This window comes from Geomicrobium sp. JSM 1781026, assembly GCF_041949955.1.
Classification (GTDB): Bacteria; Bacillota; Bacilli; order Bacillales; family Marinococcaceae; genus Geomicrobium_A.
This window is the reverse complement of record NZ_JBHFQF010000001.1, coordinates 514,906-538,186: the sequence shown is the minus strand read 5'-3', so window position 1 is coordinate 538,186 and position 23,281 is coordinate 514,906. Positions and strand designations below refer to the sequence as shown.

Genomic DNA, 23,281 nt, shown 5'->3' with positions numbered 1-23,281 from the left:
CTGTTTTATGCATCTTTAAATACATGTTTGTTCTTCCAAAAGTAATCGATTCCCGACACAATGGTTAATAAGACTGCCATCCACATGAGAAAATCAGCGAACGGAATGCCAATTGATTCAAACGGTGCGTTATGTACCATTAGGAAAAAGATCGCAACCATTTGAAATACCGTTTTCCACTTCCCAAGTGAACTCGCAGCGATGACCGTGCCATCTGCTGCTGCTACGAGACGCATGCCCGTTACAGCAAATTCTCTCGTTAAAATAATGACCGCCATCCATGCCGGTAATAAATCCAGTTCGATTAATGAAAGCAACGCTGCCGTCACGAGCAATTTGTCAGCAAGTGGATCGAGAAACTTCCCGAAGTTACTCACCAAATTCCTGCTTCTAGCAATGTAACCATCTACCCAGTCGGTCAAAGCCGCAAATGCATAAATCAGGGCAGCAACAAGATGGTGCACGGGGACTTCTGTACCGAAAAGAGAAACCGAGCCCCATTGAAATGGATAGAGAAAAACAATCATAAAGACGGGAATAAAACATATTCGGGCAATTGTAATCTGATTCGGCAAGTTCACATCCGCGCCCTCCTTTCAACCCTATATTATTTTAACAGAAACGAACAAAAACTAAAAACAGAGGATGTACTTATTTACCGAAGAAACGGGCAAATAAATAAAAGAGGACACGGATTGCGCACGATTCCCGGCACAATCCGTGTCTGTTTCTAAAGACTTCATTTTATTCTCGTTCAATCGTAATATAATGATGGTGCACATCAACCGGGTATTCTAATTCCTCGCCGTTCACCGTAATGTTCACACCAAAAATATTGCCGACGTTAATCGTGATCGCATCTTCATCGAATTCAAATGATTCATCGCTGCTCAGCACCCCACCGGCTTCAATTGGGTCACCGAAGCGCTCAGTACGAAAGTCAATATAACTTTCTCCATCAAATTCAAGATCAATCTCGATTGTATCTCCAGTCACAGTAAAGATGGATTGATTATTATCGGTCACTTCGACAAATTCAAGGCTTGCTGAAGAAGTTTCTTCGTCGTCTTCATTGGTCGAAGGCTCCGTATCGCCATTTTCATCAGCACCATTTTCTTCATCAGTGCCCTCGTCCTCGTCTGTACCTTCGACGTCTTCATCGTCCTCTTCATCCTGTGGAGTATCTACAATTGCCATCTGTTCATCTGAATCTCCATTTTCTTCCTCATCATCACTCGCCGATGGCCATACGGATATTGCCCAAATTCCAGCAACGAGAACGACTAAAAACAAACCGATCAGTATCGCAGGTAAAATGCTCGATTTCTTTTCTCTTTCACTCGTGCGCTTGGCACGTGTATGTTCAGTTCTTGACGGCAGATCGACCGCTTCTTGTTTTGGTTTAGGTAAGTCTGATTCAAATTGTTGAAACACTTGATCTGGTTCCAAACCGAGAACTTCAGAATAGCTCTTAATGAATGCCCGAGCATAAAATGCGCCTGGCAAATCACTATAATTCCCCTCTTCAATCGCTTGCAAATAACGCTTTTGAATCTTTGTGCGCGCTTGTACCTCTTCTAAATCCCAACCAAACTCTTCTCTTTTTTCTTTTAGAAATTGGCCTAACTCTGTCATACTCCCACCTACCACCTAGCTAATATCAAATGAAGAAAAACCTGACTCCACCATTTCATACGTAATCTTTTCATCCTCATTATTTCGCAACTCAATAATACAATCAAAATCTTGTAATGTATAGGCTGTTTCTCGTACAAATATGTCTGGATGTTCCACAACTTTCACACTTGGCATGCTCATAATCTTGTCAACAAGTGTGCGATGCTTTTCGTTGGCACGCATCGTCGTAACAATTCCATCAATGATATAAACGAGATCATCGCCAAGTTCGTCTTCAGGAATGGTCGATCGCACGGTTTGACGGAGCAAAGTGGATGAGATAAAGGACCAATGTTTGTTCGCACACACACTAGCAGCCACAATCGATTCGGTTTTTCCAACACGAGGCATGCCGCGAATGCCGACCAAATAATGACGCTCTTCTTTAAACAATTCAGCCATGAAGTCTACGAGCAAGCCCAGTTCATCACGAACAAACCGATACGTTTTCTTATCATCGGCATCGCGTTCAATGTAGCGACCGTGCATGACCGCCAGACGATCCCGCAACCTCGGCTGTCGAATTTTCATCAGTGTGATGCTTTCCATCGTTTGCAAGATATCTCGAAGCCGTGTGATGTTATCATCCTTTGCACTGCGTATGAGCATTCCACGACGATTGTTCTCCACTCCGTTAATTGTCACAATATTAATGGACAGCATTCCGAGTAACGAGGAGATATCTCCAAGCAAACCTGGGCGGTTTTGATGGATTTGATATTCAAAATACCATTCTTTCTTTTCCATCAATTCCCTCGCCTCCTTCAGCATTTCTATACTTAGCATTATCTCTCATTTTACGTTATTTTCGAGCATTTGGGTAGTAGTATGTAAGAATATGGTTGGACAGCAAGAAAAACGCACCTCGTTCGGTCTGACCGAAGAAGGTGCGTAGCTCCCATCTAATCTCTTTGAACGAGTTTAACCATCATGTTTGCAATCGCATGTTGTTCTTGTTCATCCGCGACATTCCACATGTCTTTAAGCACGCGTTCCTGTTCGTTTTGTGGCTCAACTTCTTTTGCCAAATAATCGCCAACTTCAAAAGCGACATCAGAGACCACGTCATGGCTTAATCCATCATCTTCAGCAGATTCAAGACGATCGCCTAAAAATGATTTCCAATGCTCCCAGTTTTCTAGAACGGACACTGTTGCTCCCTCCTCTACTAATTCACTACGGTTGTAGTTTGAGGCAAGCGGCAACATTTCATACATACTTTATCCGCTCCAAGCTCCGTTGATGGAAAGTACGTGACCATTTACATATGCCGCTTCTTCGGAAAGCAAATAATTGCAAGCATGCGCGACTTCATGTACGTATCCAAAACGACCCGCTGGAATTTCCTCAGACAGTTGTCTCAATTCTTCCTGGCTAAACCCTTCCATTTGTGTGGTTTGAATGACCCCAGGAGAGACTGCATTGACCGTAATGTGCGAAGGTGCTACTTCTTTTGCAAGTGCTTTTACAAATGCAATCTGGCCACCTTTGGCTGCGGAATAAACCGTTTCAAAAGATGCACCCACTTCTCCCCAAATCGAGGCAACAAGTACAATTCTCCCCGCTTTTTGCGCGATCATTTGCGGCAAAATCCGCTTGATTAATCGAACAGGAGAACCGAGGTGCTCATTCATAAGCCGGTCAACTTCTTCATCGGCATGGTCATCCAAGAGACCGTAAAAGGCCGTTCCGCTCGCAAAAATGATGTCGTCAATGTGAGCGTCAAGTTGTTCGAAACAATCGTTAGCACCGGTCGATAGACCAAAATCTGCTTGAACGAGCGTAACCTCGCTACCTAATTTACGGCACTCTTCTTGAATGTCCAGCGCAGCACTTTTGTTTTGATAATAATGAAGATACAGGTGAGTGTATTCCCCTGCCCGCTCCTTTGCCACTGCTCTACCGATACCGCCTGTGGCTCCAGTAATTAACGTACGCCTCATGAAGAGTGGGGGAGCACTTTCATTACTGAACTATGGTCTTCTGCAAAATGACGCTGCAACACTTTTTCTAAATCACCGATCGTTAGCTTTTCAAGCTTAGGAACGACATCAAACAGCGCGTCACCGTTCATTTCATACCTCGTAAATTGTGTCGCAATAAATTCAGAGCTGTTTAGTTGCTTTAAAAACGAACCGATTTTTCGCTTTTTCGCTACTTCGATCTCTTCTTCGTTTAAGACTTTTTGCTTGTACGTGCGGATCGTGTCGCGAAGCACTTCAACGAGACGGTCAGGGTCTTTTGAGTCTCCTCCAATTGCAGAGAAGCCAAAGGATCGTTCCATCGTGAAATCCGTAGAGAAAGAACCGTCAATGAGTCCTTCTCGGTATAGCTTCTCGTACGCTTGTGACCCGCTACCGAACATGACGTCTAGAAGCATTTGTACAGCGAGTTCATACGTCAGCCCGTCAAGTGGATACGCATCGCCACCCTCTTTATATCCGAGCAATACTTTCGGCGTTTGCACATTCATGTGCAAAACATCTTCCTTTTGATTACTTTCATCGGGCTCGTCACCATATACTCGGCTGATCTCTTCAACGTCTTTGAACGATTTCGCTGCTTGGTTATCGCGCACAAGCGCACCCATTTCTTCGGGATCAACAGGGCCTGTCACGAACAGCACCATGTTTGACGGGTGGTAAAACGTTTCGTAACACGTATACAACATATCTTTCGTAATCTCATGAATGGATGACACTGTTCCAGCAATGTCTACACGCACGGTGTTGTTTTTGTAAAGACTCGCAATGAGGCCAAAGAACAACCGCCAGTCGGCGTCATCATCGTACATACGAATCTCTTGTTCAATAATGCCTTGCTCTTTTTCAACCGATTCTTCCGTAAAATACGGCTTCTGCACAAAGTCAATTAGCGTCTCCACGTTGTTATGCACATCACTCGTACTTGAAAACAAATAGGCCGTTCGTGTGAAACTCGTAAACGCGTTCGTTTGGGCGCCCCGTTTCGAAAATGTATCGAAGACGTCGCCATCTTCATCTTCAAACAACTTGTGCTCAAGAAAGTGCGCGATGCCATCAGGTACACGAATGGCTTCTTTTTGCCCTAAAGGACTGAAGTGGTCATCAATTGAACCGTAATCCGTTGTGAAAATCGCAAACGTTTTATTGTTTTCATGACGGGGGAGTACGTACACTTTTAGTCCGTTATCAAGCGTCTCATAATAAAGGGTTTCACCGAGCTGGTCGTATTGTTGTTTTTTCATTGTGAATCCTCCTTGCCTGTTAACAGATACACCGTATCGAGTGTGATTTCTGATGCAATTCGCGTCACATCTTCTCGTGATACGCTTTGAATTTCTTTCACACGGTCTTCAACCGAGCGGTGTTTGTTCGTGAGTACATTCTGGTACAAGAGATCAATCGACCCTCTCGCCGAATCCACTTGTTCAAGAATTTGGTTCGAAAGCATGTACTGAGTCGTTTGCAACTCTTCATCGGTAAAATTACCGTTTTTGAGTTCCTGTAACTGCTCTTTAATGATCGTCACTGCCCGTTCGTATTTATCAGAAGCAATACCTGCCATCGCAAAAACTAGACCTTTGTATGGCTCATACCGTGAAGCGGCGTAATAGGCAAGGCTCTCTTTTTCACGAACGTTAACGAACAGTTTGGAATGAGGAAATGCCCCGAAAATCCCGTTCGTAACGAGGACGGCTGCATATTCGTTATCGCTCGCTTGAAACGGTACCCGAAACCCCATGTGCAATTTCGCTTGTTGCACATCTTCATGGTCCACGACTTCTCGTGTCTCCTCAGGTGCTTTTTGCATTTTTGTTTCACTCGTCACTGACTTGCTCGTAAACTGTGTCGCATACTCATTCAGAACAGATTCAATTTCTTCACGCTCTCCAGGTCCTGTAATGAATAGATCAAAAGCATTTGTTTTTAGCAAGTCTGTGTAGGCGTCTTGGAGCGCTCGTTCGTCTACGTCTTCAATGTGTGTTGCTGTACCATATGGCGGAATGCCATACCGTTCTTCTTTGCACATCTCTTCAACGAGGCGTTGGTTCGCGTAGCGGATTTTATCATCAGCAATGCTTTTCACCCGACTGATGAGCGCTTGTTTTTCTTCTTTAATAATGCTGTCTAGAAACGCGCCATCATCGTTTTCGGCAGGTTCAAACAATACCGAGAGAAAAAATCGCAACATCTCTTTAGCTAGCGGTTCGTTTTCACTTTGCAAATATTGCTCGTGAACGACTTCAGCAAAAAACGTAACAAAGTGTTGTTCGCCCTTTTTGCCGACGTCGGCACCAAAACTTGCCCCGTAAAGCCCATCCAAGTGCTTGCGGATTTCTCTTCGGGAAGGGTACTTTTTCGTTCCAGCTTGCAATACTTGGGTAAGCAACGCTCGTGCTGCTGATGTTTTTTCGTCCTCTAATGGGGCTTTCATTTGAAGCACAAACGTTGTCGTTTTATATTTATCACTCGGCTGCCAATGTACATGTAAGCTGCCAACGTTAAATTGTTCGACCATGAGTCATCACCTTTTCCTTTACTTAGCGTCCGTTAAATCGTCTGGTTCATTTCGTTTTAGCACCTCGCGGGGTTTCTTGCCTTCGTATGGACCGACTATGCCTTGTGCTTCCATTTCATCTACGAGTCTGGCTGCACGTGTATAACCGATCCGAAAGCGTCGTTGCAGCATGGAAACCGATGCAGAGTCCATTTGCATCACAAGGTCTATCGCATCATAATACAGATCGTCTTCAGGCTCTTTATGAGTTTCAACGACCTCATCTGGCGTCATCTCTTCTTCATATTGCGCTTTTTGTTGGGCAACAACGTGAGAAACGATATCTTCAACTTCTTCATCAGAAATAAACGCCCCTTGAATTCGGGTCGATTTATTTGCACCGACGGGTAAAAATAACATGTCCCCTCGCCCTAATAATTTCTCAGCACCAGACGCATCCAATATCGTACGTGAATCGGTCTGACTAGAAACCCCAAAAGCGATACGTGAAGGGATGTTTGCTTTAATTACTCCTGTAATTACATCTACAGAAGGTCGTTGTGTTGCAATAATCATATGAATGCCGGCGGCTCTAGCCATTTGCGCAAGTCGCGTAATTGCATCTTCAACATCGCTTGAAGCGACCATCATTAAATCGGCAAGCTCATCTACAATGACAACAATGTACGGGAGCAACGGCTTATCATCGTCCTCTTTCTCATTTTGCTTCCGGATCATCGCATTATACCCTTCAATATTTCTGCTCCCACTATGGGAGAACAAATCGTAGCGTCGCTCCATTTCAGAAACCACTTTCTTCAATGCTTGTGCGGCTTTTTTCGGCTCGGTTACGACAGGTGTAAGCAAGTGCGGAATGCCGTTGTACACATTTAATTCCACCATTTTCGGGTCAATCATCATAAGCTTTACTTCATGAGGCTTTGCCCGCATGAGAATGCTCGTCACAATTCCATTTATACAAACGCTTTTCCCGCTTCCTGTTGCCCCTGCGACGAGCAGGTGAGGCATTTTATTAAGCTCAGCAGTCATCGGCTCGCCTGAAATGTCGCGTCCGAGCGCAACAGAAAGAACATGAGCATCATTGGATTTCGACGTTTCTAGTACTTCCCGAAGGGTAACCATTGCAACGTCTTGGTTAGGAACTTCAATTCCTACCGCTGATTTCCCAGGAATCGGCGCTTCAATTCGAATGTCTTTCGCAGCTAGAGCAAGTGCAATATCATCCGTTAGACTGACGATTTTACTCACCTTAACCCCTACCGCTGGTTGGACCTCGTATTTTGTTACAGCAGGACCGAGGTGAACTTCGTTCACTTGAGCTTGCACACCAAAACTTTTCAACGTGTCTTCGAGTTTTTTCGCATTCGTAGACACTTGGTTTCGATCACTCGTTTGGTGATTTTGAACAGGGGACTGCAACAATGTAAGACCAGGCAACTGATAATCTTCGTTTGATTTCTCACTCGTAAGAAGCGGTTGAATATCTTCTGTCTCTTCTTTTTCTACAACAGGTTCCTTGCCTTTTTTCTTTTGACTTCGCTCTTCTCCCTTATACGCTTGCTCTTGGAAATTATGAATGACCGGTCGCTCACTCGTGCTTGCCTCCGTGGCTGCAGGTGTTTGTGGCGTTGGTGTTGCGGTCGACACCTTCTCTTTCTTTTCGGTCGCCGGCGCTCGAGGTTTATTTTCTTTCGTGCGGGAATTCTTGTAAGCATCCAATCCCTTCACGCCCCAAACGCGTACTCGTTTTGATACAGCGTCATACACATCACGAATCGATTTACCACTAAGTAAAATAAACGCAATGACAAGAAGTACCGCTCCGAGGACATACGTCCCACCAACATCTACGAGAAACGTACCGACTGCATACCCTAAAGCGCCAACCATTCCCCCTCCAAGATCATCGGCTTGACCGGTCAAGTCTAAGCGATACAATTCCAGCGTATTCATGAGCACCGAACCATTTTGGAACGGTCCAACGCTTTGTAAGTTCTGAAATAGTTCAAGATGGCTGTATAAGAGTACTGTAAACATCGCAATGTATAAGCCTGCAAACCGTCTAGACCACATTGTCGGCAACACTCGTTTAAAAATGAGCATGAAGGCAAACATGTAAAGCAACAATGTGAGAAAGTGATACCACTCACCTGCGAAAAACCGAAACAGCTGAATAATGATAATGCCGAGCGGATCAAATTGAAAAGAAGTAAACAGTGCAATCGCAAGGAGAATTAAACCAGCCATTTCAAATTTAAGCTGGGTTGTCCACTCTTGTTGCTTTTTTTTCTTTTTCTTTTTCTTCCCCATCTACTCCTCCCCCCCTTGTTTTCCTGTATAAAAAATCCATCGATTACGTAAAGTTGGTAGCTGAACCATTATAACACACTACAACTTCACAAAAAGCGCTGAAAAAGACCGAGATTCATGAAAAAAGATGAACAACTCATTGTTGATCATCTTTGAGATCCCAAGGCATTCCTGGCTGATACTTCGGTTGTAAAAAGTCATTGGGTTCCGTGCTTAATAAACGTCCAACCACCCATTGCCCGTCACCTGATTTCTCAAGCATAACAACGCCATTATCAGTTTCTACATAGTGACAGTCAATTCCTTCTGTTTGTGGAAATACCTCGTCCATTGATAACGGTGTGTAAATAATCATTGCAAAAGTTCCCCTTGCCTTGATATTAATTCTCTTAACTTTTCTATAGCTGGACCGACCCCGCCGACTTCATCAATTAAACCGTGATCAACGGCATCTTGACCGACGACGTTCGTTCCAATGTCTCTCGTTAAATTGCCTTTATCAAACATCAATTCTTTAAACACCTCGGTTTTAATGTTGGAATGGCCGGTGACAAATTGAATGACACGCTCTTGCATCTTCTCCATGTATTCAAACGTCTGTGGCACACCAATGACAAGTCCGTTAAGGCGGATGGGGTGAATCGTCATCGTTGCTGTTTCAGCAATAAACGCGTAGTCCCCAGCGACAGCAACCGGTACACCTATGGAATGGCCACCACCTAGTACGAGCGTAACGGTCGGTTTGTTCATACTTGCGACCATTTCTGCAATTGCCAAGCCCGCTTCCACATCACCGCCAACTGTATTTAATACGAGCAGTAGTCCTTTGATTTTTGAATTCTGTTCTGCGGCGACGAGTTGAGGAATGATATGTTCATACTTGGTCGTTTTATTTTGCGGCGGCAACTGCATGTGCCCTTCAATTTGACCAATAATCGTAATGCAATGAATGTCGGATTGCTCACTCGTTGGCACACTCGTTTGCCCGAGGGATGTAATCTTTTGGACAACATCTGAACCTTTCTCTTTTTCTTGGGGTTGTTCTCCTGCCATTGTATTGCCTCCTTTTCATCTAGTATTCGAGTGTGGGACAGACTTATTCCTTCCAGGTTCTCCATATTAAAAAAACCGCGCGCTTACATCGGTTGTAAGCGCACGGTACGATTATACTTCCATAATAATCGGCAAGATCATCGGCCTGCGTTTTGTTTTGTCGTATAAAAAGCGGCTGAGTACTTCACGCACGTTGCTTTTCAGTGACGACCATTCATTGACATTTTCACTCATGCATTCATTTAGCGTGTCGGTCACTTTCTTCTTTGCTTCTTCGAGCAGCTCTTCAGATTCTCTCACATATACAAACCCTCGAGAAATGATGTCTGGACCTGAAACGAACGCATTCGTTTTCTTGTTTAACGTGACGACAACGACTAGAATGCCATCTTTTGATAATAGGCGTCGGTCACGAAGAACGATATTTCCAACATCCCCAATACCTAAACCGTCAATGAGGACATTTCCAGCAGGAACTTTGGATGCTTTTGTCGCATTCTTCCCTTGAAGTTGCAACACGTCACCGTTATCTAGCATATGAATACGCTCTCGATGCACACCAGTCGTTAGCGCGAGTTCAGCGTGAGCAAATTGCATGCGGAACTCTCCTTGAATCGGGACAAAGTGACGCGGTTTCATGAGATTGAGCATAAACATGAGCTCTTCTTGGCTACCATGCCCAGATACATTCACCCTTTTATCAGAATGCACGACTTCAGCACCTAATTTGTACAAGTAATCGACGACCCGACCAATGGATTTCTCATTGCCAGGCGATGGGCTTGCGGAAATAATGACGGTATCTTTCGGTAAGATCGATAGCTGTCGGTCGCTTCCTTTCGCCATGCGGTGTAGTGCAGAAACCGGCTCCCCTTGTGTTCCTGAGCATAATACAGCAACATCTTCTCCGTTGTATTTGCTAATCTCTTCAACAGAGATGATCAGCCCTTTCGGAACACGTAAGTAGTTGAGTCGCTGGGAAATCTCGATGACTTTTTTCATCGAATCACCAACAATCGCGAGCTTGCGATTCGACTCGGCTGCAGAATCAATGACTTGTTGAATGCGGTACACATTCGATGCATACGTACTTACAATAACACGCCCGGGTGCATCACGGAATACATCTTTAATGCCTGCTTCTGTTTCCTTTTCTGATGGCGTCGTGCCTGGAACTTCCGCATTCGTGCTGTCAGATAGCAGACAAAGCACGCCTTTTTTCCCGTAGTCTGTCATGCGACCGACATCAGAGAATTTCCGGTCTGGGGGTGTTTGATCAATTTTGAAATCTCCTGTATACACCACATACCCTTGCGGCGTCTGAATCGCCACGCCAAGACAATCAGGAATGCTATGGTTGACACGGAAAAATTCAATTTTCATTTTTCCGGCTTTAATGTTGCCACCCGGTGATACGACTTTCAGTTTTACTTTGTTCTCGATGTTCTTCATTTTCAAGTCATCTTCGACTAAGCCCATCGTTAACTTTGATCCATATACAGGAGCTTGTAACTTACTAATCACATATGGAATGGCGCCTGTATGGTCTTCATGCCCATGAGAAAGAATGACCGCTTTTACTCGGTCGCGGTTTTGGACGAGATAGCTGATGTCTGGAATAACGACATCAATCCCTAACATATCATCCTCAGGGATCATTTGGCCGGCATCAAGAACGACCATTTCTTCATCTACTTCTACGACGTACATGTTTTTGCCTGTCTCCCCGAGTCCGCCCAAGGCAAAAATACGTACTTTACTTGTTGTCTCTTGCTTAGACAATATCTGTTCCTCCCACAATTATATAAATTTTCTCTACTCGCTTTTCCGTCAAAGCGACATTTCACACCGTTACTAAGGTCATCGATCAACAACGAACGTTAACCGACGGCCCATTGGCTTGCAACCGAACGAATGAACTGGTAGTAGTATACCTTATTCTTTTGTACAAAGACAAGTATCACAAGAAGATTACCCTAATGTTCATGCATTTTTGTTGACGTGAGACGTCGAGGTGACCACTGCACAAAAATCGGCCCCCTCTTCACGAGGGGGCCGATTTTTAGATTAGGCGTTATGCGTCTGTTTATTCGCAAGATCGAACATTTGATGCAACGCATTAACTGCTTGATGCATATAGTTTTCTTTCACGAGTACCCAAATGGTTGTATGAGAATCTGTCGCCTGAAGTATTTCGATTTCTTCTTGAAAAAGGGCTTTTGTAATTTTGGAGACGACCCCGGGAACACCGGTCATGCCCGCCCCTACAGCGGACACCTTCGCACATTGGGGAGTTAGAATAACTGGGTAGCCAATGCTCTTAATCGCGTGCTGAACGTCTTCTTGTTTATGCATCGGAACCGTGAACACAATTTCAGTGCGACCGATGTTAATAAAATCTACACTAATGCCTTGCTCAGCCAAATGCGTGAAGATCGTTGAAGCCGCTTCGTGGTCATCTTCCTTCTTCGTTACCGTCACTTGAGCAAGGTCTTTCACGTACGTGATGCCCGTCACGAGTCGCTCTTCAATGTCACTGCCAGGAAGCTGATCTCTTGACATCGTGATTAACGTACCAAACGAATCCGATTCCAAAGAGCGAATGCGCAGAGGAATTTTTGCATACATCGCGATTTCAACGGCCCGCGGGTGAATGACTTTTGCCCCTTGATACGCCATGTTGCTAACTTCAGAATACGTGAGTGTCTTCAACGGTTGTGCATCATCAACAATTCTTGGATCAGCCGTCATAATGCCGTCCACATCAGTGAAAATATCTACAAATTCAGCGTTCAAGGCTGCGCCAAGTGCTGTGGCCGACGTATCACTACCCCCACGACCTAGCGTCGTCAGTTCGCCATCGGTGCTCTCCCCTTGAAACCCTGCCACAACGACGACATCGTCGTGCTTCAAACGTTCAAGTAAAGCATCGGTTTTCATTTCTGTAATTCGCGCATTCCCAAACGATCCATTCGTAACAAACCCTGCCTGCTTGCCAGTAAGTGCACTGGCTGCTACGCCTTTTCCAATCAAAAGATTGGTGAATACAACCGATGAAATGATCTCTCCGCACGATTGCAATAGATCTTGTTCTCTTTCGGGGACGTGCGCTTTGACGCCACCAATCAGGCTGAGTAACGTGTCCGTGCTATACGGATCATTTTCTCTTCCCATGGCCGAGACGACAGCAACGACTTTGTACCCTTTCTCAACCGCTTGTTGAACGTGACTCGCTGCTGCCTCTCTTCGTTCTTCGGAGTGAACAGATGTCCCTCCAAACTTTTGAACTACGATGTTCATGAGGCGTCTTCCTCTGGTACAATCAACCCTAATTGGTCTAAGCTTTCAGCGATTTGTACCGAATTGTACGCAGCACCTTTAATGAGGTTGTCAGAAACAATCCACATATGAAAGCCATTTTCTTTATCCAAGTCTTTTCGAACACGACCGACGAATACATCAGGTAGCCCTACACAATGACTGGCTAGCGGATACGTTTGTGTCGCTGGGTCGTCTTGTAATGTCACACCTGCTCCTTTTGCAAGGATTTCGTGGACGTCTTTTACGCTCATGCCGCTTTTTTCTGTTTCGATGTATACAGATTCTGAATGACCCGTTTCAACTGGCAAACGTACACACGTCGCTGCCACTTCTAACTGGTCATCGTGCATGATTTTCTTAGTTTCATTGATCATTTTCATTTCTTCAAATGTATATCCGTTTTCTTGGAAAAGGTCGATTTGTGGGACAGCATTAAACGCAATTTGATAATGCTTTTTGTCTCCAGATACCGGTAAAACTTGCGGGTCAATTGATTCGCCATCAAGCAATTGTCTTGACTGTGATTGCATTTCCTGAACAGCGTCTAACCCTGCTCCTGAAACCGCTTGATACGTTGATACAATCACTTTTTTAAGACCAAATGCTTTCTTTAACGGCTCTAAAGCGACAACCATTTGAATGGTTGAACAATTTGGGTTGGCAATGATGCCTTGGTGGTTGCGCAAGTCTTCTTCGTTCACTTCAGGGACAATGAGTGGGACATTCTCATCCATGCGAAATGCACTCGTATTGTCAATAACGATCGCTCCGCGTTTGACAGCTTCTGGCGCCAACGCTTTAGAGATCGAACCTCCTGCTGAGAACAAGGCAATCTGGATGCCTTCAAATTGCTCTGGAGCCGCTTCTTCAACCGTGTGCTCTTCCCCTTGAAACACAATTTTCTTGCCGGCGGAACGTGAAGATGATAACAGCTTTAAAGAGCGAATCGGGAAATTCTTCTCTTCTAATGTTTTTAACATTTGCTGTCCGACTGCACCTGTTGCTCCAACGATTGCTACATGATAACCTTGATGATTTGCCATTTGTGTAGTTCCTCCTCAAATATTCACTCGCCAATTCTCGGCGTTTAATACAGCAGTTTTTAATTTTTAAGAGCCGGGACAAAACCGAGTCTTATAACCTACCTTACTAACGATATAAGAGAGCGTGAGAATAATCAACTCAGATGATAGACTAATCGTTATACTTATCAATTAAGAGAGGCTGGAATTGCCGACCATCTAACGCATCTTCAATCGTTGACGGGATTGCTTCCATTCTTGCTACTAACGAGGTTGGTTTTTTAATGGGATCGTCCTGACCAAAGGGGACTAGAAATACTTGTTTCATCGTCAAAAGTGTGGCCAGGTTTTTGGCGTTTAAGCCAAGCGCATCATTCGTTGAGATGGCTGCAACGACGGGTGAGCCATTTCTTAGTGTTGCTTTGGCTGCCATAAGCACTGGCGAATCGGTAAGTGCATTCGCAAACTTCGCTAATGAGTTACCGGTCATTGGTGAGATTAACATGCAATCCAGCGGCTTCTTTGGTCCGTATGGTTCTGCCTTGACAATGCTGTTAATAACCTCATGACCTGCCGCCTTCTCGATGGCCTCGATCCAATCAGCTGCCTTACCAAATTTCGAATCGGTTGATTGTACCGTCCAACTAACGAAAGGAACGACTTCTGCACCTTTTTGGATAAGTGATTCAATAAGCGGAATGACTTCTTCTAACGTACAGTGAGAGCCTGTCAAACCGAACCCTATTCTTTTCCCTTTAAGTTTCATGCCCAAACTCCTTTTCAAATATCTTTATCGTTGCTTTTCCGAGTATTTCTCCGGCACTTTTTGGAGCCACTTTTCCCGGGATACCCGGAACATTTAAAATCGTCTGCGGAAACGCTTTTGCCACGTCTGGATCAAATGCCCCTGGCGCACTGCTAATGTCTAATACGAAACACGTCGATTTCATCTTCTGAAAAACCTCAGGCGTCAGCACACGACTTGGGACTGTATTAATACATACATCTGCTTCATAAGCGTCGTCAGTAATATTTAGAAACGAGCGCCATACGAACCCACGCTGTTTTGCTCTTGCTCCCTCTTCATCTTCATTCGTATATACAATGATATTTGCCCCTGAGCCACTGAAAAGATCAGCAATTGTCTTCCCACAACGTCCATAGCCTAAAACAAAAACGGTGGCGCCATGAATCGTATGTGCTGTGTTCTCAATCGCTAATCGCAAACAGCCTTCTGCCGTCGGTATAGAGTTGGCAATCGCAACATCTTCTCTTGACATCCAACTAATGACCTTCCGGGGGACATGTGCTTTTAAGAATGGAGTGAGCACACCTGTAATAAAGAGACACTGCTCACCTGTTCTTTTTATATGACTTCGTTCCAGTTTTAATGGGTCTCCATGAAGTGTTGGAACAGTACCGTCTGTTCCAACACCTTGGACCGGTAGAATGATCGCATTTAGCCGCTCGTACGGCAAGTTTTCGAGTGTACGTTCACAAGCCTTTACGCCCACTTCTTTTTGATTGAATCCGACCGTGTACATTCGACTCGCGTATGATGATAGTGTATTCATTAAGGAGATTGTTCGCAGGTCTCCTCCGAGCACAGCGATTTCGACCATGAGCACCTCGCCTCCTTTATTGTTGCACTATGTTAGATTATGAGCATTTCACACATCGGTGACGGGTTCGCGCTTGGTAGATAAGCCCCTTCTGAATGTTCCCGTCGTTCTTGTATGATTTGCTTTCATGCAAAACAAGAAATGACAACAAAAAACCCCGAGACCGTTCGTCTCGAGGCGACTAGTATGTGGATGTTTCTTTTGTGAGTATCCAGCCGTTATTGTACAGAGCGATTGACGATAATCATGTCCTCCCCAATCGTATGGATATGGCGCCAATGAATCTCAAGCATGTCTTCATTTTTTCGAAAAGGGCTCCAGCGGTTGGTCGGAAACAAAAATGCCTGCACTTCTCCTGTTGATGCATCGATTCTCGCATCTAATCTTCCTGGAACACCGAGACGCTCCCCTTGCTCATAATCGACAATTTCTTTTGCGCTCATTTCACTTAACCTCATACACTCTCCTCCTTCATAAAGGATATGATGAAGAACAACCATTGAGACCATTAGTTGTAAGGCAGTTTTCCGTCTGGGCTAATGAGTGCCATCGCATGCCGATCAGCATGAATATGCTCAGCAATTTCATGAACATCAGGAAGGTGTACACGTTCAATGCGGTGAGAAAGTTCTTCCAATGTTTGATGTTCTTGAAGTGCGACTTCATTTCTACCGTTACGGTTCATGCGGCTACTTGAACTTTCTAATCCAAGAAGCGTACTGCCAATTACATGCGCTTTTGCACTTTCAAGATCTTCTTCTGTAATTGAGTGGCTCTTGGCCAGCTCCTCAATCATTCGCATCGTTGTTGCGTACGTTTCTTCAAGGCGTTCTGTCGCTGTGCCCGCATAGATCGTAAGCATGCCTGTATCTTGATAAGAAGTATGATAAGAATAGACCGAATACGCCAACGCCCGCTGCTCGCGAATTTCTTGGAACAGTCGACTGCTCATACCCCCGCCGAGTAAATGGTTGTAAATGACCATCGCATATAACCGCTCGTCCGTAAGCGATACACCAGGAAGTCCGAGGCAAAGGTGGGCCTGTTCAACCGGCTTTTTCCGGACGAGGTGTTCAAAACCCATCTCTTGTTGTATGGGCGCGTCTTGTTTTGCATCACTCTCTTCAAACTGACTAAAGTCATCACAAATCTGATCAAGTAGCGATGAATCCATGTTTCCTGCAACTGAGACAACAACCCGCTCAGGTCGGTATTGATCTTTGACGAACTGACGAAGCTGGTTTCTGTCAAACGATTGAATCGATTGCTCACTACCTAGTATCGGAAGGCCAAGAGGCGTCGCTCCAAATGCAGCGCGGTCCAAATCGTCATGTACGACGTCATCGGCCGTATCTTCAACCATGCGAATTTCTTCAAGAATCACTTGGCGTTCTCGTTCAATCTCCTCATCTTTAAACGATGAATGAAAAAACATGTCACTCAAGATTCTCGCCGCTTCTTTCGCATGACGACTCATAACTTTTGCATAAAAACACGTGTATTCTTTAGAAGTGAATGCGTTCACATGACCACCAATACGATCAAAAGCTGCTGCAATATGTGCGGCGCTCATCGATTCTGTTCCTTTAAACATAAGATGTTCAACAAAGTGTGAAATCCCATTTTCGCTTGGCTGTTCCGTTCTTGAGCCGGTGTGAACCCAAATACCGATGGCAACAGAATGAATATGTTCCATAGGCTCGACGACAAGTCGGACCCCATTCGCTAATTGAATGCGTTGTACCAACGCTCCCCCTCCTCCACTTCATCGGTGCGGGGCAAAGGTGCTCTTTGTTCACTCAAAACTTCAGAAATTGGAGCAATTTCTAATCCTTCAGCTCGAATGCCATCAATCATTGCTTCCATTCCTTCTTTTGTCGGTTTTGTTGGGTGCATAAGCACAGTTGCGCCTGGATGAATTTTACTCGTGACACGCTCCACCATAGCATCTGTGCTCGGGTTTTGCCAGTCAATTGTGTCTACGGTCCATAAAGCCGTATACATATCCATGTCCTTTGCAATTTCCACCACGCGATCATTGAAGCTTCCTGAAGGTGGTGTGAACCAGACGGGTTCTACATCTAGTGTAACAGAAATCATATTATTCGTTCTTTCTAATTGGTCACGAATTTCTTCATCTGATAATGTAGCCATGTCAGGATGGTTATAAGCATGATTGCCAATTTCATGACCTTCTTCTTGAATCATTCGTGCAAGTCGAGGTTGACTTTTCACCCAAGACCCGTCTAGAAAAAAAGTAGCCGTTACATCCTTTTCGTTCAGTGTGTTTATCATATCAGGAAGATGCTCATTTCCCCAAGCAACATTAATGATGAATGCGACCATTGGCTTTTGATCGTTTGCACGATAGAACGGCACTGCGCCGAGATCACTCATCATCACTTCAGGCTCGGCTTCATCAAAAACGAGCAACTCCTCAGCAAATCTTCCTTCTTCCACCATATTATTAAACGAGGCTTCTTCATTGATTAGGCGCCCATTCAAACCCGGGATGCCTTTCCAAACTGGATCAACGACCGCATCAATGGGCGGTTCGTCCAGCTCCTCTTTCGCAGAAGCTATACGCGATCGTATTTGCTCGTCAGTTTCTGTCGTTTGTAACAACTCTGCTTCTTCATTCCATGTTTCAACCGTATCGTCAGGTAGATGAGGAACTTGCCAAGCAGTAAATCCGATAAGAATAATTGCGACACCGATGACGATTTGGATGAATCTCGTTCGAAACATCATCTGCTACCCACCTCCTCGTCCTAGTTTATGCAACAATTGGACGAGAAGAACAGACCATTTCAAAAGAACGGCTAAACGAACACCCGCTCGACTAAACGCTCTAACAAAAACTTCCTATGTATTTTTTAAAACAAAAAAACTTGGCGGTGGACCAAGTTTTCCTGTTACTCACTTTTTGATTCTTCTTTTGGCTCATCTTTTAGAAGGACTTTGCGAGAGAGGTTGACTCTACCTTGGTTATCAATCTCTGTCACTTTCACATCGACCATGTCACCAATTTTCACAACGTCTTCAACTTTGTTAACTCGTTCTTTAGCTAATTGTGATATGTGAACGAGCCCATCTTTGCCTTTGAAAAGCTCAACGAAAGCACCGAATTTCTCAACGCGCTTCACTTTTCCGTGATAGATCTCACCAACTTCAACTTCTCGAACGATATCAGAAATGATCGCTTTTGCCTGCTCATTTAGAGAAGCTTCTGTAGAAGAAATGTAAACCGTACCATCTTGTTCAATATCGATTTTCACACCGGTATCTTCAATAATTTGGTTAATCACTTTTCCACTCGGTCCAATCACATCGCGAATCTTCTCAGGTTTAATGTGCATCGTCATAATCTTAGGGGCATAAGCCGAAAGCTCAGGACGTGACGTGTCAATAACGTCGAGCATGCTATTTAAGATGTGCATCCGTGCTGTTTTTGCTTGCTGGAGTGCCTCTTGTAATACGGCTCGGTTAATCCCTGAAATCTTCATGTCCATTTGTAATGCCGTCACACCTACTGACGTCCCTGCAACTTTAAAGTCCATGTCTCCGAGTGCATCTTCCATGCCTTGGATATCCGTGAGAACCGTGAGATCGTCGCCCTCTTTTACAAGCCCCATTGCAATGCCTGCGACTGGTGCTTTAATGGGTACACCTGCATCCATCATCGCTAACGTACTGGCACAAATACTTGCTTGAGATGTGGAACCATTAGACTCTAACACTTCAGAAACGAGACGTATCGTATACGGGAATGACTCTTCATCTGGAATGACGCGCTCAAGCGCTCGTTCCCCTAAAGCCCCGTGTCCAATCTCTCTTCTTCCTGGCGCCCGAATCGGTCCAGTTTCACCAACACTAAATTGCGGGAAGTTGTAATGGTGCATGAATCGTTTCGATTCTTCTTGTCCAAGCCCATCAATCACTTGTACTTCTCCGAGTGCACCTAGTGTACACACGCTTAGCGCTTGTGTTTGACCTCTTGTAAACAAACCTGAGCCGTGGGTTCTTGGCAGCAATTGAACTTCGGAAGCAAGTGGACGAATCTCTTCTGGTCCTCGTCCGTCTGGTCTGATTTTTTCTTTTGTAATGAGACGACGAAACTCTTCTTTCGTGAGCATTTTTAAGATTTCTTTTACATGATCAATCGTTTCTTCATCTTCAAACTGCTCGACAATATCCGTTTCGACATCTTTAAGAGCCACTTCACGCTCGTGCTTTTCTTTAACGAGAACGGCATCTTTAAGTTTACCTTCAGATAAGGCTCGCACTTGATTCGTCAGATCTTCGTCAAGCGTTTTCAGAACAACGTCCATTTTCTCTTTGCCCACTTGAGCTACGATCTCTTCTTGAACCGCAACGATTTCTTTAATCTGATCATGGGCAAACAAAATCGCCTCGAGCATTGTTTCTTCAGAGACTTCATCTGCTCCTGCTTCAACCATGTTGATGGCCTCTTTTGTTCCTGCAACCGTTAGATCCATCTCACTTTGAACGGATTGTTCGTGAGTTGGGTTTACAACGAATTCTCCATCTACGAGACCAACTTGTACACCAGCAATTGGACCTGCAAACGGGATATCGGAAATCGATAACGCAAGTGATGAACCGATCATTGCGGCCATCTCTGATGATGCATCTGGGTCTGCACTCATGACCGTGTTAATGACTTGTACATCGTTACGAAAACCATCTGGGAACAATGGACGAATCGGTCGGTCAATCAAGCGACTCGTAAGAACGGCATGTTCAGATGGACGGCCTTCACGTTTAATAAAGCCGCCTGGAATCTTTCCAGCCGCATATAATCTTTCTTCGTAGTTTACGGTAAGTGGGAAAAACGGAAGATCCTTCGGTTCTTTCGAACCTGTGGCGGCAGTAAGTACGACGCTGTCGCCATAACGAACGAGCACAGCTCCACTCGCTTGCTTCGCGAACTTTCCAACTTCAAATGTCATTTCTCTTCCACCGATCATGGTCGAGAACGTACGGGGTTCTACTGACATGCTTTTGCCCCTCCTTTACGATTTCATTTCTTTTAGGATTTGAAAAAAAGCGGGAGATCTCCCGCTTTTCTGCTTTATCGACGTAATCCTAGCTTTTTAATAATCTCACGGTAACGCGTGACATCTTTGTTACGCAAGTACGTGAGTAAGTTACGACGCTTACCAACCATTTTCAAAAGACCTCGACGAGAGTGATGATCCTTCTTATGCGTTCGCAAGTGATCGTTCAACTCATTAATCTGCTCTGTTAGGATAGCGATTTGAACTTCCGGTGAACCGGTGTCCTTATCGTGAGTTTTGTATTGCTCAACGATTTCTTGTTTGCGCTCTAGAGTTAGTGCCATCCTTTCCACCTCCTTTTTCTTTTTCTCCACATTCCTCGCAAATCGCCGGTGGAGCGAATATGCCAAGAATATGGTGATCTGCCCATGGCAGACTACTGTGCTAGAATACCTTTTTTATCGACACAATGCAAGTGTTTATCGTGAACTTGTGAAATAAGCTCTCGCTTTTTTTTCGTCTTCTTTCATTTGGGTAACGAGATCTTCTACACGGTCGAACTTTTCGTCGTCTCTCACCTTGTCAAGAAACTGCACATCCATTTGTTCACCGTACAAGTCACCGTCAAAATCCAATACGTACACTTCGACGCTCACATCTTGGCGATCTTCAAAGAATGTCGGCAAATATCCGATGTTGCAAAGGCCTCGTTTCTCCCCTTGTGCGGTTTTTACCGTCACAAAATACACACCTGTAGCCGGCACGATAAAATTGCTAGTAAGCTCCACATTTGCCGTTGGAAAGCCGAGTTCTCTTCCCCGTTGGTCGCCGCGAATGACGGTGCCACTCAATTCATACGGACGCGTTAGAAGCTCGGTTGCTTCAGCTACATTTCCTTCATCAATCACGCGACGAACACGGGTTGAGCTTACCTTCTCACCCGATTGCTCCCACTTTTCAATGACCGTCGTTGTAATGAGACCACGACTGTATTCAGGCATTGCCTGCATCGTCCCTTTTCCATACTGACCGTATGAAAAATCAAATCCTGCAGTCGCATGTACTACATGAATTGGAATAAGATAAGTATCGACAAATTGCTGCGGAGATAAACTCGACAACTGCTCATCAAACGTGACGAGAAATATATGATCAACGCCTAATGATTCCAGTACGCTTAATTTCTTTTCTATCGGTGTAATTTCGTCATATTGTTGGAGCGGCTCTTTACCGAGGACCGTCTTTGGGTGCGGATGAAAAGTGAGAACCGCACTCTCAACATTTCTCTTCGAAGCATCATCGATGACCGCTTGAATCACTTTTCGGTGACCTTGGTGCACGCCATCAAAATACCCGAGTGCAATCGAGACTGGTGGGTACGTGTGTCGTTCTTCTCCATTCAAGCTTTGTGATAAGTAATGAATACCCATGTTTCGTCACCCAACTTTCAATCACGGCTGTTCTTTTATGACAAGCATCACTTCAGGTTTTATTTTACCTGGTTTGTTTTCGTGTTGTTTATATACGGCAAGCATTTGCCCTTGATGTGTAAGCACCATTCGTTTTGCATCAGGAAATAGATCTGCTTGAAATACCGCACCGTTCTTCACTTGGTTGGCAATTGGAAGTGGCACTTCAACGTGCTGAATATCTTGAAGCACATCGTCAACGCGGAGCAGCTTCTCGTCTGCATTCCCTCGTTCACTTGCCATTTCCATATCTTCAACGGTAACGCAATGCGCGTCTGTGATACCTGCACTCATTGTTCTCGTTAACTGGTGAAGGTGAGCAGGGAATCCGAGTGCTTTGCCGAGGTCGACGGCAAGTGTACGCACATAAGTGCCTTTGGAACATGTCACTGAAAATGGAACATGAACGTGACCACTACTCGTCTCTACTACCTCTCCATTACGCTTCATATCATAAATCGTCACCGTTCGCACTGGACGATCTACCGTTTCGCCCGCTCGGGCATATTCATATAATCTTTTCCCTTTTACTTTAACAGCGGAATACATCGGCGGCACTTGCTGGAGCGTACCGTTAAAATTCGCAATCGCTTGATCAATGTCCGCTTGAGACGGCACTCGTTCAATTGAAGCGTGTGCAATAACGTCTCCTTCGCGATCCTCGGTCGTCGTTGCTTCTCCTAACGCTGCCACGCCGTCATAGGCTTTCTTTTGTTCCATTAAAATCGGAACAAGCTTGGTCGCTCGTCCAACACAAATGAGCAGAACACCCGTGACACTAGGGTCAAGAGTGCCTGCATGTCCAATTTCTTTCGTCTTAAACCACCGTCTTGCTTGGACAACAAGATCAAAAGAAGTATATCCAGCAGGTTTATACAATGGCAAAATACCGCTTTGCACCATATACGTTTCCTCCTGGACTAATTGTTATCAAGATCTTTTAGTAATTCTTCAATGCGATTTCCATAAGCAATTGACTCATCCAACGAAAAATCAATCTCTGGTGTCTTTCGCAGTTGAATTCGTTTGCCAATTTCTGAACGAATAAACCCTTTTGCCTTCTTGAGTGCTTTTAGCGTTGCGTCTTTCTCTTCATCTTCACCAAGAACGGTGACATACACCGTCGCTTGTTGCAAATCTCCAGTCACATCAACGCCAGTAACGGTGACAAACTGCACGCGTGGATCTTTCACCTCACGCATAAGAATGTCACTCATCTCTTTTTTCATTTGTTCTCCAACACGCTGTGCTCTCATCTGACTCATCGTAACACCTCAGTTTACAGA

At 44.8% G+C, this 23,281-nt stretch carries 23 protein-coding genes; all 23 read right to left on the bottom strand.

Going from position 1 to position 23,281, the window contains the following annotated elements:
- Nucleotides 1–5 precede the first annotated feature (5 nt).
- The 23 genes from pgsA to rbfA all read right to left on the bottom strand — a co-directional run bounded on the left by pgsA (nt 6) and on the right by rbfA (nt 23,260).
- The gene (pgsA, locus tag ACE1TF_RS02685) at nt 6–581 is read right to left on the bottom strand and encodes a CDP-diacylglycerol--glycerol-3-phosphate 3-phosphatidyltransferase (RefSeq protein ID WP_042396803.1); all 576 of its coding nucleotides are present in this window, start codon (nt 579–581) and stop codon (nt 6–8) included.
- 163 nt (nt 582–744) lie between these two features.
- Complete coding sequence (locus ACE1TF_RS02680) at nt 745–1,635, bottom strand: helix-turn-helix domain-containing protein (RefSeq protein ID WP_375013992.1); 891 nt, start codon at nt 1,633–1,635, stop codon at nt 745–747.
- A gap of 15 nt (nt 1,636–1,650) precedes the next feature.
- The gene (locus tag ACE1TF_RS02675) at nt 1,651–2,424 is read right to left on the bottom strand and encodes a DUF3388 domain-containing protein (RefSeq protein ID WP_042396808.1); all 774 of its coding nucleotides are present in this window, start codon (nt 2,422–2,424) and stop codon (nt 1,651–1,653) included.
- A gap of 155 nt (nt 2,425–2,579) precedes the next feature.
- Nucleotides 2,580–2,828 (bottom strand): DUF3243 domain-containing protein, encoded by a 249-nt coding sequence (locus ACE1TF_RS02670; protein ID WP_042396971.1) that lies wholly within the window; start codon nt 2,826–2,828, stop codon nt 2,580–2,582.
- 69 nt (nt 2,829–2,897) lie between these two features.
- Nucleotides 2,898–3,620 (bottom strand): elongation factor P 5-aminopentanone reductase, encoded by a 723-nt coding sequence (gene ymfI / locus ACE1TF_RS02665; protein WP_375013990.1) that lies wholly within the window; start codon nt 3,618–3,620, stop codon nt 2,898–2,900.
- Nucleotides 3,617–4,903 carry an EF-P 5-aminopentanol modification-associated protein YfmH gene (gene yfmH / locus ACE1TF_RS02660; RefSeq protein ID WP_042396813.1) on the bottom strand — a complete coding sequence of 429 codons (1,287 nt, stop codon included), beginning with the start codon at nt 4,901–4,903 and terminating at the stop codon, nt 3,617–3,619. Before yfmH ends, ymfI begins: the two co-directional genes overlap by 4 nt.
- Nucleotides 4,900–6,177 carry an EF-P 5-aminopentanol modification-associated protein YfmF gene (yfmF, locus tag ACE1TF_RS02655; protein ID WP_375013987.1) on the bottom strand — a complete coding sequence of 426 codons (1,278 nt, stop codon included), beginning with the start codon at nt 6,175–6,177 and terminating at the stop codon, nt 4,900–4,902. The genes yfmH and yfmF overlap by 4 nt, the downstream gene beginning before the upstream one ends.
- An 18-nt stretch (nt 6,178–6,195) precedes the next feature.
- A complete protein-coding gene (locus ACE1TF_RS02650) occupies nt 6,196–8,487 on the bottom strand; it encodes an FtsK/SpoIIIE family DNA translocase (protein WP_042396815.1) in 2,292 nt (763 codons plus the stop codon).
- A 136-nt stretch (nt 8,488–8,623) separates the two neighbouring features.
- Entirely contained in the window at nt 8,624–8,842 is a 219-nt protein-coding gene (locus ACE1TF_RS02645) for a YlzJ-like family protein (RefSeq protein WP_042396818.1), read from the bottom strand.
- Nucleotides 8,839–9,540 carry a ClpP family protease gene (locus ACE1TF_RS02640; RefSeq protein ID WP_042396820.1) on the bottom strand — a complete coding sequence of 234 codons (702 nt, stop codon included), beginning with the start codon at nt 9,538–9,540 and terminating at the stop codon, nt 8,839–8,841. The genes ACE1TF_RS02645 and ACE1TF_RS02640 overlap by 4 nt, the downstream gene beginning before the upstream one ends.
- A 111-nt stretch (nt 9,541–9,651) precedes the next feature.
- Nucleotides 9,652–11,322 (bottom strand): ribonuclease J, encoded by a 1,671-nt coding sequence (locus ACE1TF_RS02635; RefSeq protein ID WP_375013984.1) that lies wholly within the window; start codon nt 11,320–11,322, stop codon nt 9,652–9,654.
- A 285-nt stretch (nt 11,323–11,607) separates the two neighbouring features.
- Nucleotides 11,608–12,840: an aspartate kinase gene (gene dapG, locus ACE1TF_RS02630; protein WP_375013982.1), complete on the bottom strand. Its 1,233-nt coding sequence runs from the start codon at nt 12,838–12,840 to the stop codon at nt 11,608–11,610.
- On the bottom strand, nt 12,837–13,904 hold the full coding sequence (asd, locus tag ACE1TF_RS02625) for an aspartate-semialdehyde dehydrogenase (protein ID WP_042396823.1): 1,068 nt from the start codon (nt 13,902–13,904) through the stop codon (nt 12,837–12,839). Before asd ends, dapG begins: the two co-directional genes overlap by 4 nt.
- Before the next feature lie 151 nt (nt 13,905–14,055).
- Nucleotides 14,056–14,649, bottom strand: a complete 594-nt coding sequence (locus tag ACE1TF_RS02620) for a dipicolinate synthase subunit B (protein ID WP_042396825.1) — start codon at nt 14,647–14,649, stop codon at nt 14,056–14,058.
- Entirely contained in the window at nt 14,639–15,505 is an 867-nt protein-coding gene (locus ACE1TF_RS02615; RefSeq protein ID WP_042396828.1) for a dipicolinate synthase subunit DpsA, read from the bottom strand. The genes ACE1TF_RS02620 and ACE1TF_RS02615 overlap by 11 nt, the downstream gene beginning before the upstream one ends.
- Before the next feature lie 218 nt (nt 15,506–15,723).
- Nucleotides 15,724–15,963: a YlmC/YmxH family sporulation protein gene (locus ACE1TF_RS02610; protein ID WP_042396830.1), complete on the bottom strand. Its 240-nt coding sequence runs from the start codon at nt 15,961–15,963 to the stop codon at nt 15,724–15,726.
- Nucleotides 15,964–16,013: 50 nt separating this feature from the next.
- Nucleotides 16,014–17,252 carry a M16 family metallopeptidase gene (locus tag ACE1TF_RS02605; RefSeq protein WP_375013979.1) on the bottom strand — a complete coding sequence of 413 codons (1,239 nt, stop codon included), beginning with the start codon at nt 17,250–17,252 and terminating at the stop codon, nt 16,014–16,016.
- Nucleotides 17,231–18,256 carry a polysaccharide deacetylase family protein gene (locus ACE1TF_RS02600; protein WP_375013977.1) on the bottom strand — a complete coding sequence of 342 codons (1,026 nt, stop codon included), beginning with the start codon at nt 18,254–18,256 and terminating at the stop codon, nt 17,231–17,233. Before ACE1TF_RS02600 ends, ACE1TF_RS02605 begins: the two co-directional genes overlap by 22 nt.
- A gap of 164 nt (nt 18,257–18,420) precedes the next feature.
- A complete protein-coding gene (locus tag ACE1TF_RS02595) occupies nt 18,421–20,526 on the bottom strand; it encodes a polyribonucleotide nucleotidyltransferase (protein WP_375013975.1) in 2,106 nt (701 codons plus the stop codon).
- Nucleotides 20,527–20,600: 74 nt separating this feature from the next.
- On the bottom strand, nt 20,601–20,870 hold the full coding sequence (gene rpsO, locus ACE1TF_RS02590; RefSeq protein WP_042396831.1) for a 30S ribosomal protein S15: 270 nt from the start codon (nt 20,868–20,870) through the stop codon (nt 20,601–20,603).
- Nucleotides 20,871–21,005: 135 nt separating this feature from the next.
- On the bottom strand, nt 21,006–21,956 hold the full coding sequence (locus ACE1TF_RS02585) for a bifunctional riboflavin kinase/FAD synthetase (RefSeq protein WP_042396833.1): 951 nt from the start codon (nt 21,954–21,956) through the stop codon (nt 21,006–21,008).
- Between the two features lie 21 nt (nt 21,957–21,977).
- Nucleotides 21,978–22,898, bottom strand: coding sequence for a tRNA pseudouridine(55) synthase TruB (truB, locus tag ACE1TF_RS02580; RefSeq protein WP_375013972.1), 921 nt, complete (start codon nt 22,896–22,898; stop codon nt 21,978–21,980).
- Nucleotides 22,899–22,915: 17 nt separating this feature from the next.
- Nucleotides 22,916–23,260, bottom strand: a complete 345-nt coding sequence (gene rbfA / locus ACE1TF_RS02575; protein ID WP_042396835.1) for a 30S ribosome-binding factor RbfA — start codon at nt 23,258–23,260, stop codon at nt 22,916–22,918.
- Nucleotides 23,261–23,281 lie beyond the last annotated feature (21 nt).

What these genes read in the sequence shown, in the direction of transcription:
- ACE1TF_RS02680 (WP_375013992.1), bottom strand. Translation starts at nt 1,635, where the DNA reads ATGACAGAGTTAGGCCAATTTCTAAAAGAAAAAAGAGAAGAGTTTGGT.
- ACE1TF_RS02675 (WP_042396808.1), bottom strand. Translation starts at nt 2,424, where the DNA reads ATGGAAAAGAAAGAATGGTATTTTGAATATCAAATCCATCAAAACCGC.
- ymfI (WP_375013990.1), bottom strand. Translation starts at nt 3,620, where the DNA reads ATGAGGCGTACGTTAATTACTGGAGCCACAGGCGGTATCGGTAGAGCA.
- yfmH (WP_042396813.1), bottom strand. Translation starts at nt 4,903, where the DNA reads ATGAAAAAACAACAATACGACCAGCTCGGTGAAACCCTTTATTATGAG.
- yfmF (WP_375013987.1), bottom strand. Translation starts at nt 6,177, where the DNA reads ATGGTCGAACAATTTAACGTTGGCAGCTTACATGTACATTGGCAGCCG.
- ACE1TF_RS02650 (WP_042396815.1), bottom strand. Translation starts at nt 8,487, where the DNA reads ATGGGGAAGAAAAAGAAAAAGAAAAAAAAGCAACAAGAGTGGACAACC.
- ACE1TF_RS02645 (WP_042396818.1), bottom strand. Translation starts at nt 8,842, where the DNA reads ATGATTATTTACACACCGTTATCAATGGACGAGGTATTTCCACAAACA.
- ACE1TF_RS02640 (WP_042396820.1), bottom strand. Translation starts at nt 9,540, where the DNA reads ATGGCAGGAGAACAACCCCAAGAAAAAGAGAAAGGTTCAGATGTTGTC.
- dapG (WP_375013982.1), bottom strand. Translation starts at nt 12,840, where the DNA reads ATGAACATCGTAGTTCAAAAGTTTGGAGGGACATCTGTTCACTCCGAA.
- asd (WP_042396823.1), bottom strand. Translation starts at nt 13,904, where the DNA reads ATGGCAAATCATCAAGGTTATCATGTAGCAATCGTTGGAGCAACAGGT.
- ACE1TF_RS02620 (WP_042396825.1), bottom strand. Translation starts at nt 14,649, where the DNA reads ATGAAACTTAAAGGGAAAAGAATAGGGTTCGGTTTGACAGGCTCTCAC.
- ACE1TF_RS02615 (WP_042396828.1), bottom strand. Translation starts at nt 15,505, where the DNA reads ATGGTCGAAATCGCTGTGCTCGGAGGAGACCTGCGAACAATCTCCTTA.
- ACE1TF_RS02610 (WP_042396830.1), bottom strand. Translation starts at nt 15,963, where the DNA reads ATGAGGTTAAGTGAAATGAGCGCAAAAGAAATTGTCGATTATGAGCAA.
- ACE1TF_RS02600 (WP_375013977.1), bottom strand. Translation starts at nt 18,256, where the DNA reads ATGATGTTTCGAACGAGATTCATCCAAATCGTCATCGGTGTCGCAATT.
- ACE1TF_RS02595 (WP_375013975.1), bottom strand. Translation starts at nt 20,526, where the DNA reads ATGTCAGTAGAACCCCGTACGTTCTCGACCATGATCGGTGGAAGAGAA.
- rpsO (WP_042396831.1), bottom strand. Translation starts at nt 20,870, where the DNA reads ATGGCACTAACTCTAGAGCGCAAACAAGAAATCGTTGAGCAATACAAA.
- ACE1TF_RS02585 (WP_042396833.1), bottom strand. Translation starts at nt 21,956, where the DNA reads ATGGGTATTCATTACTTATCACAAAGCTTGAATGGAGAAGAACGACAC.
- truB (WP_375013972.1), bottom strand. Translation starts at nt 22,898, where the DNA reads ATGGTGCAAAGCGGTATTTTGCCATTGTATAAACCTGCTGGATATACT.
- rbfA (WP_042396835.1), bottom strand. Translation starts at nt 23,260, where the DNA reads ATGAGTCAGATGAGAGCACAGCGTGTTGGAGAACAAATGAAAAAAGAG.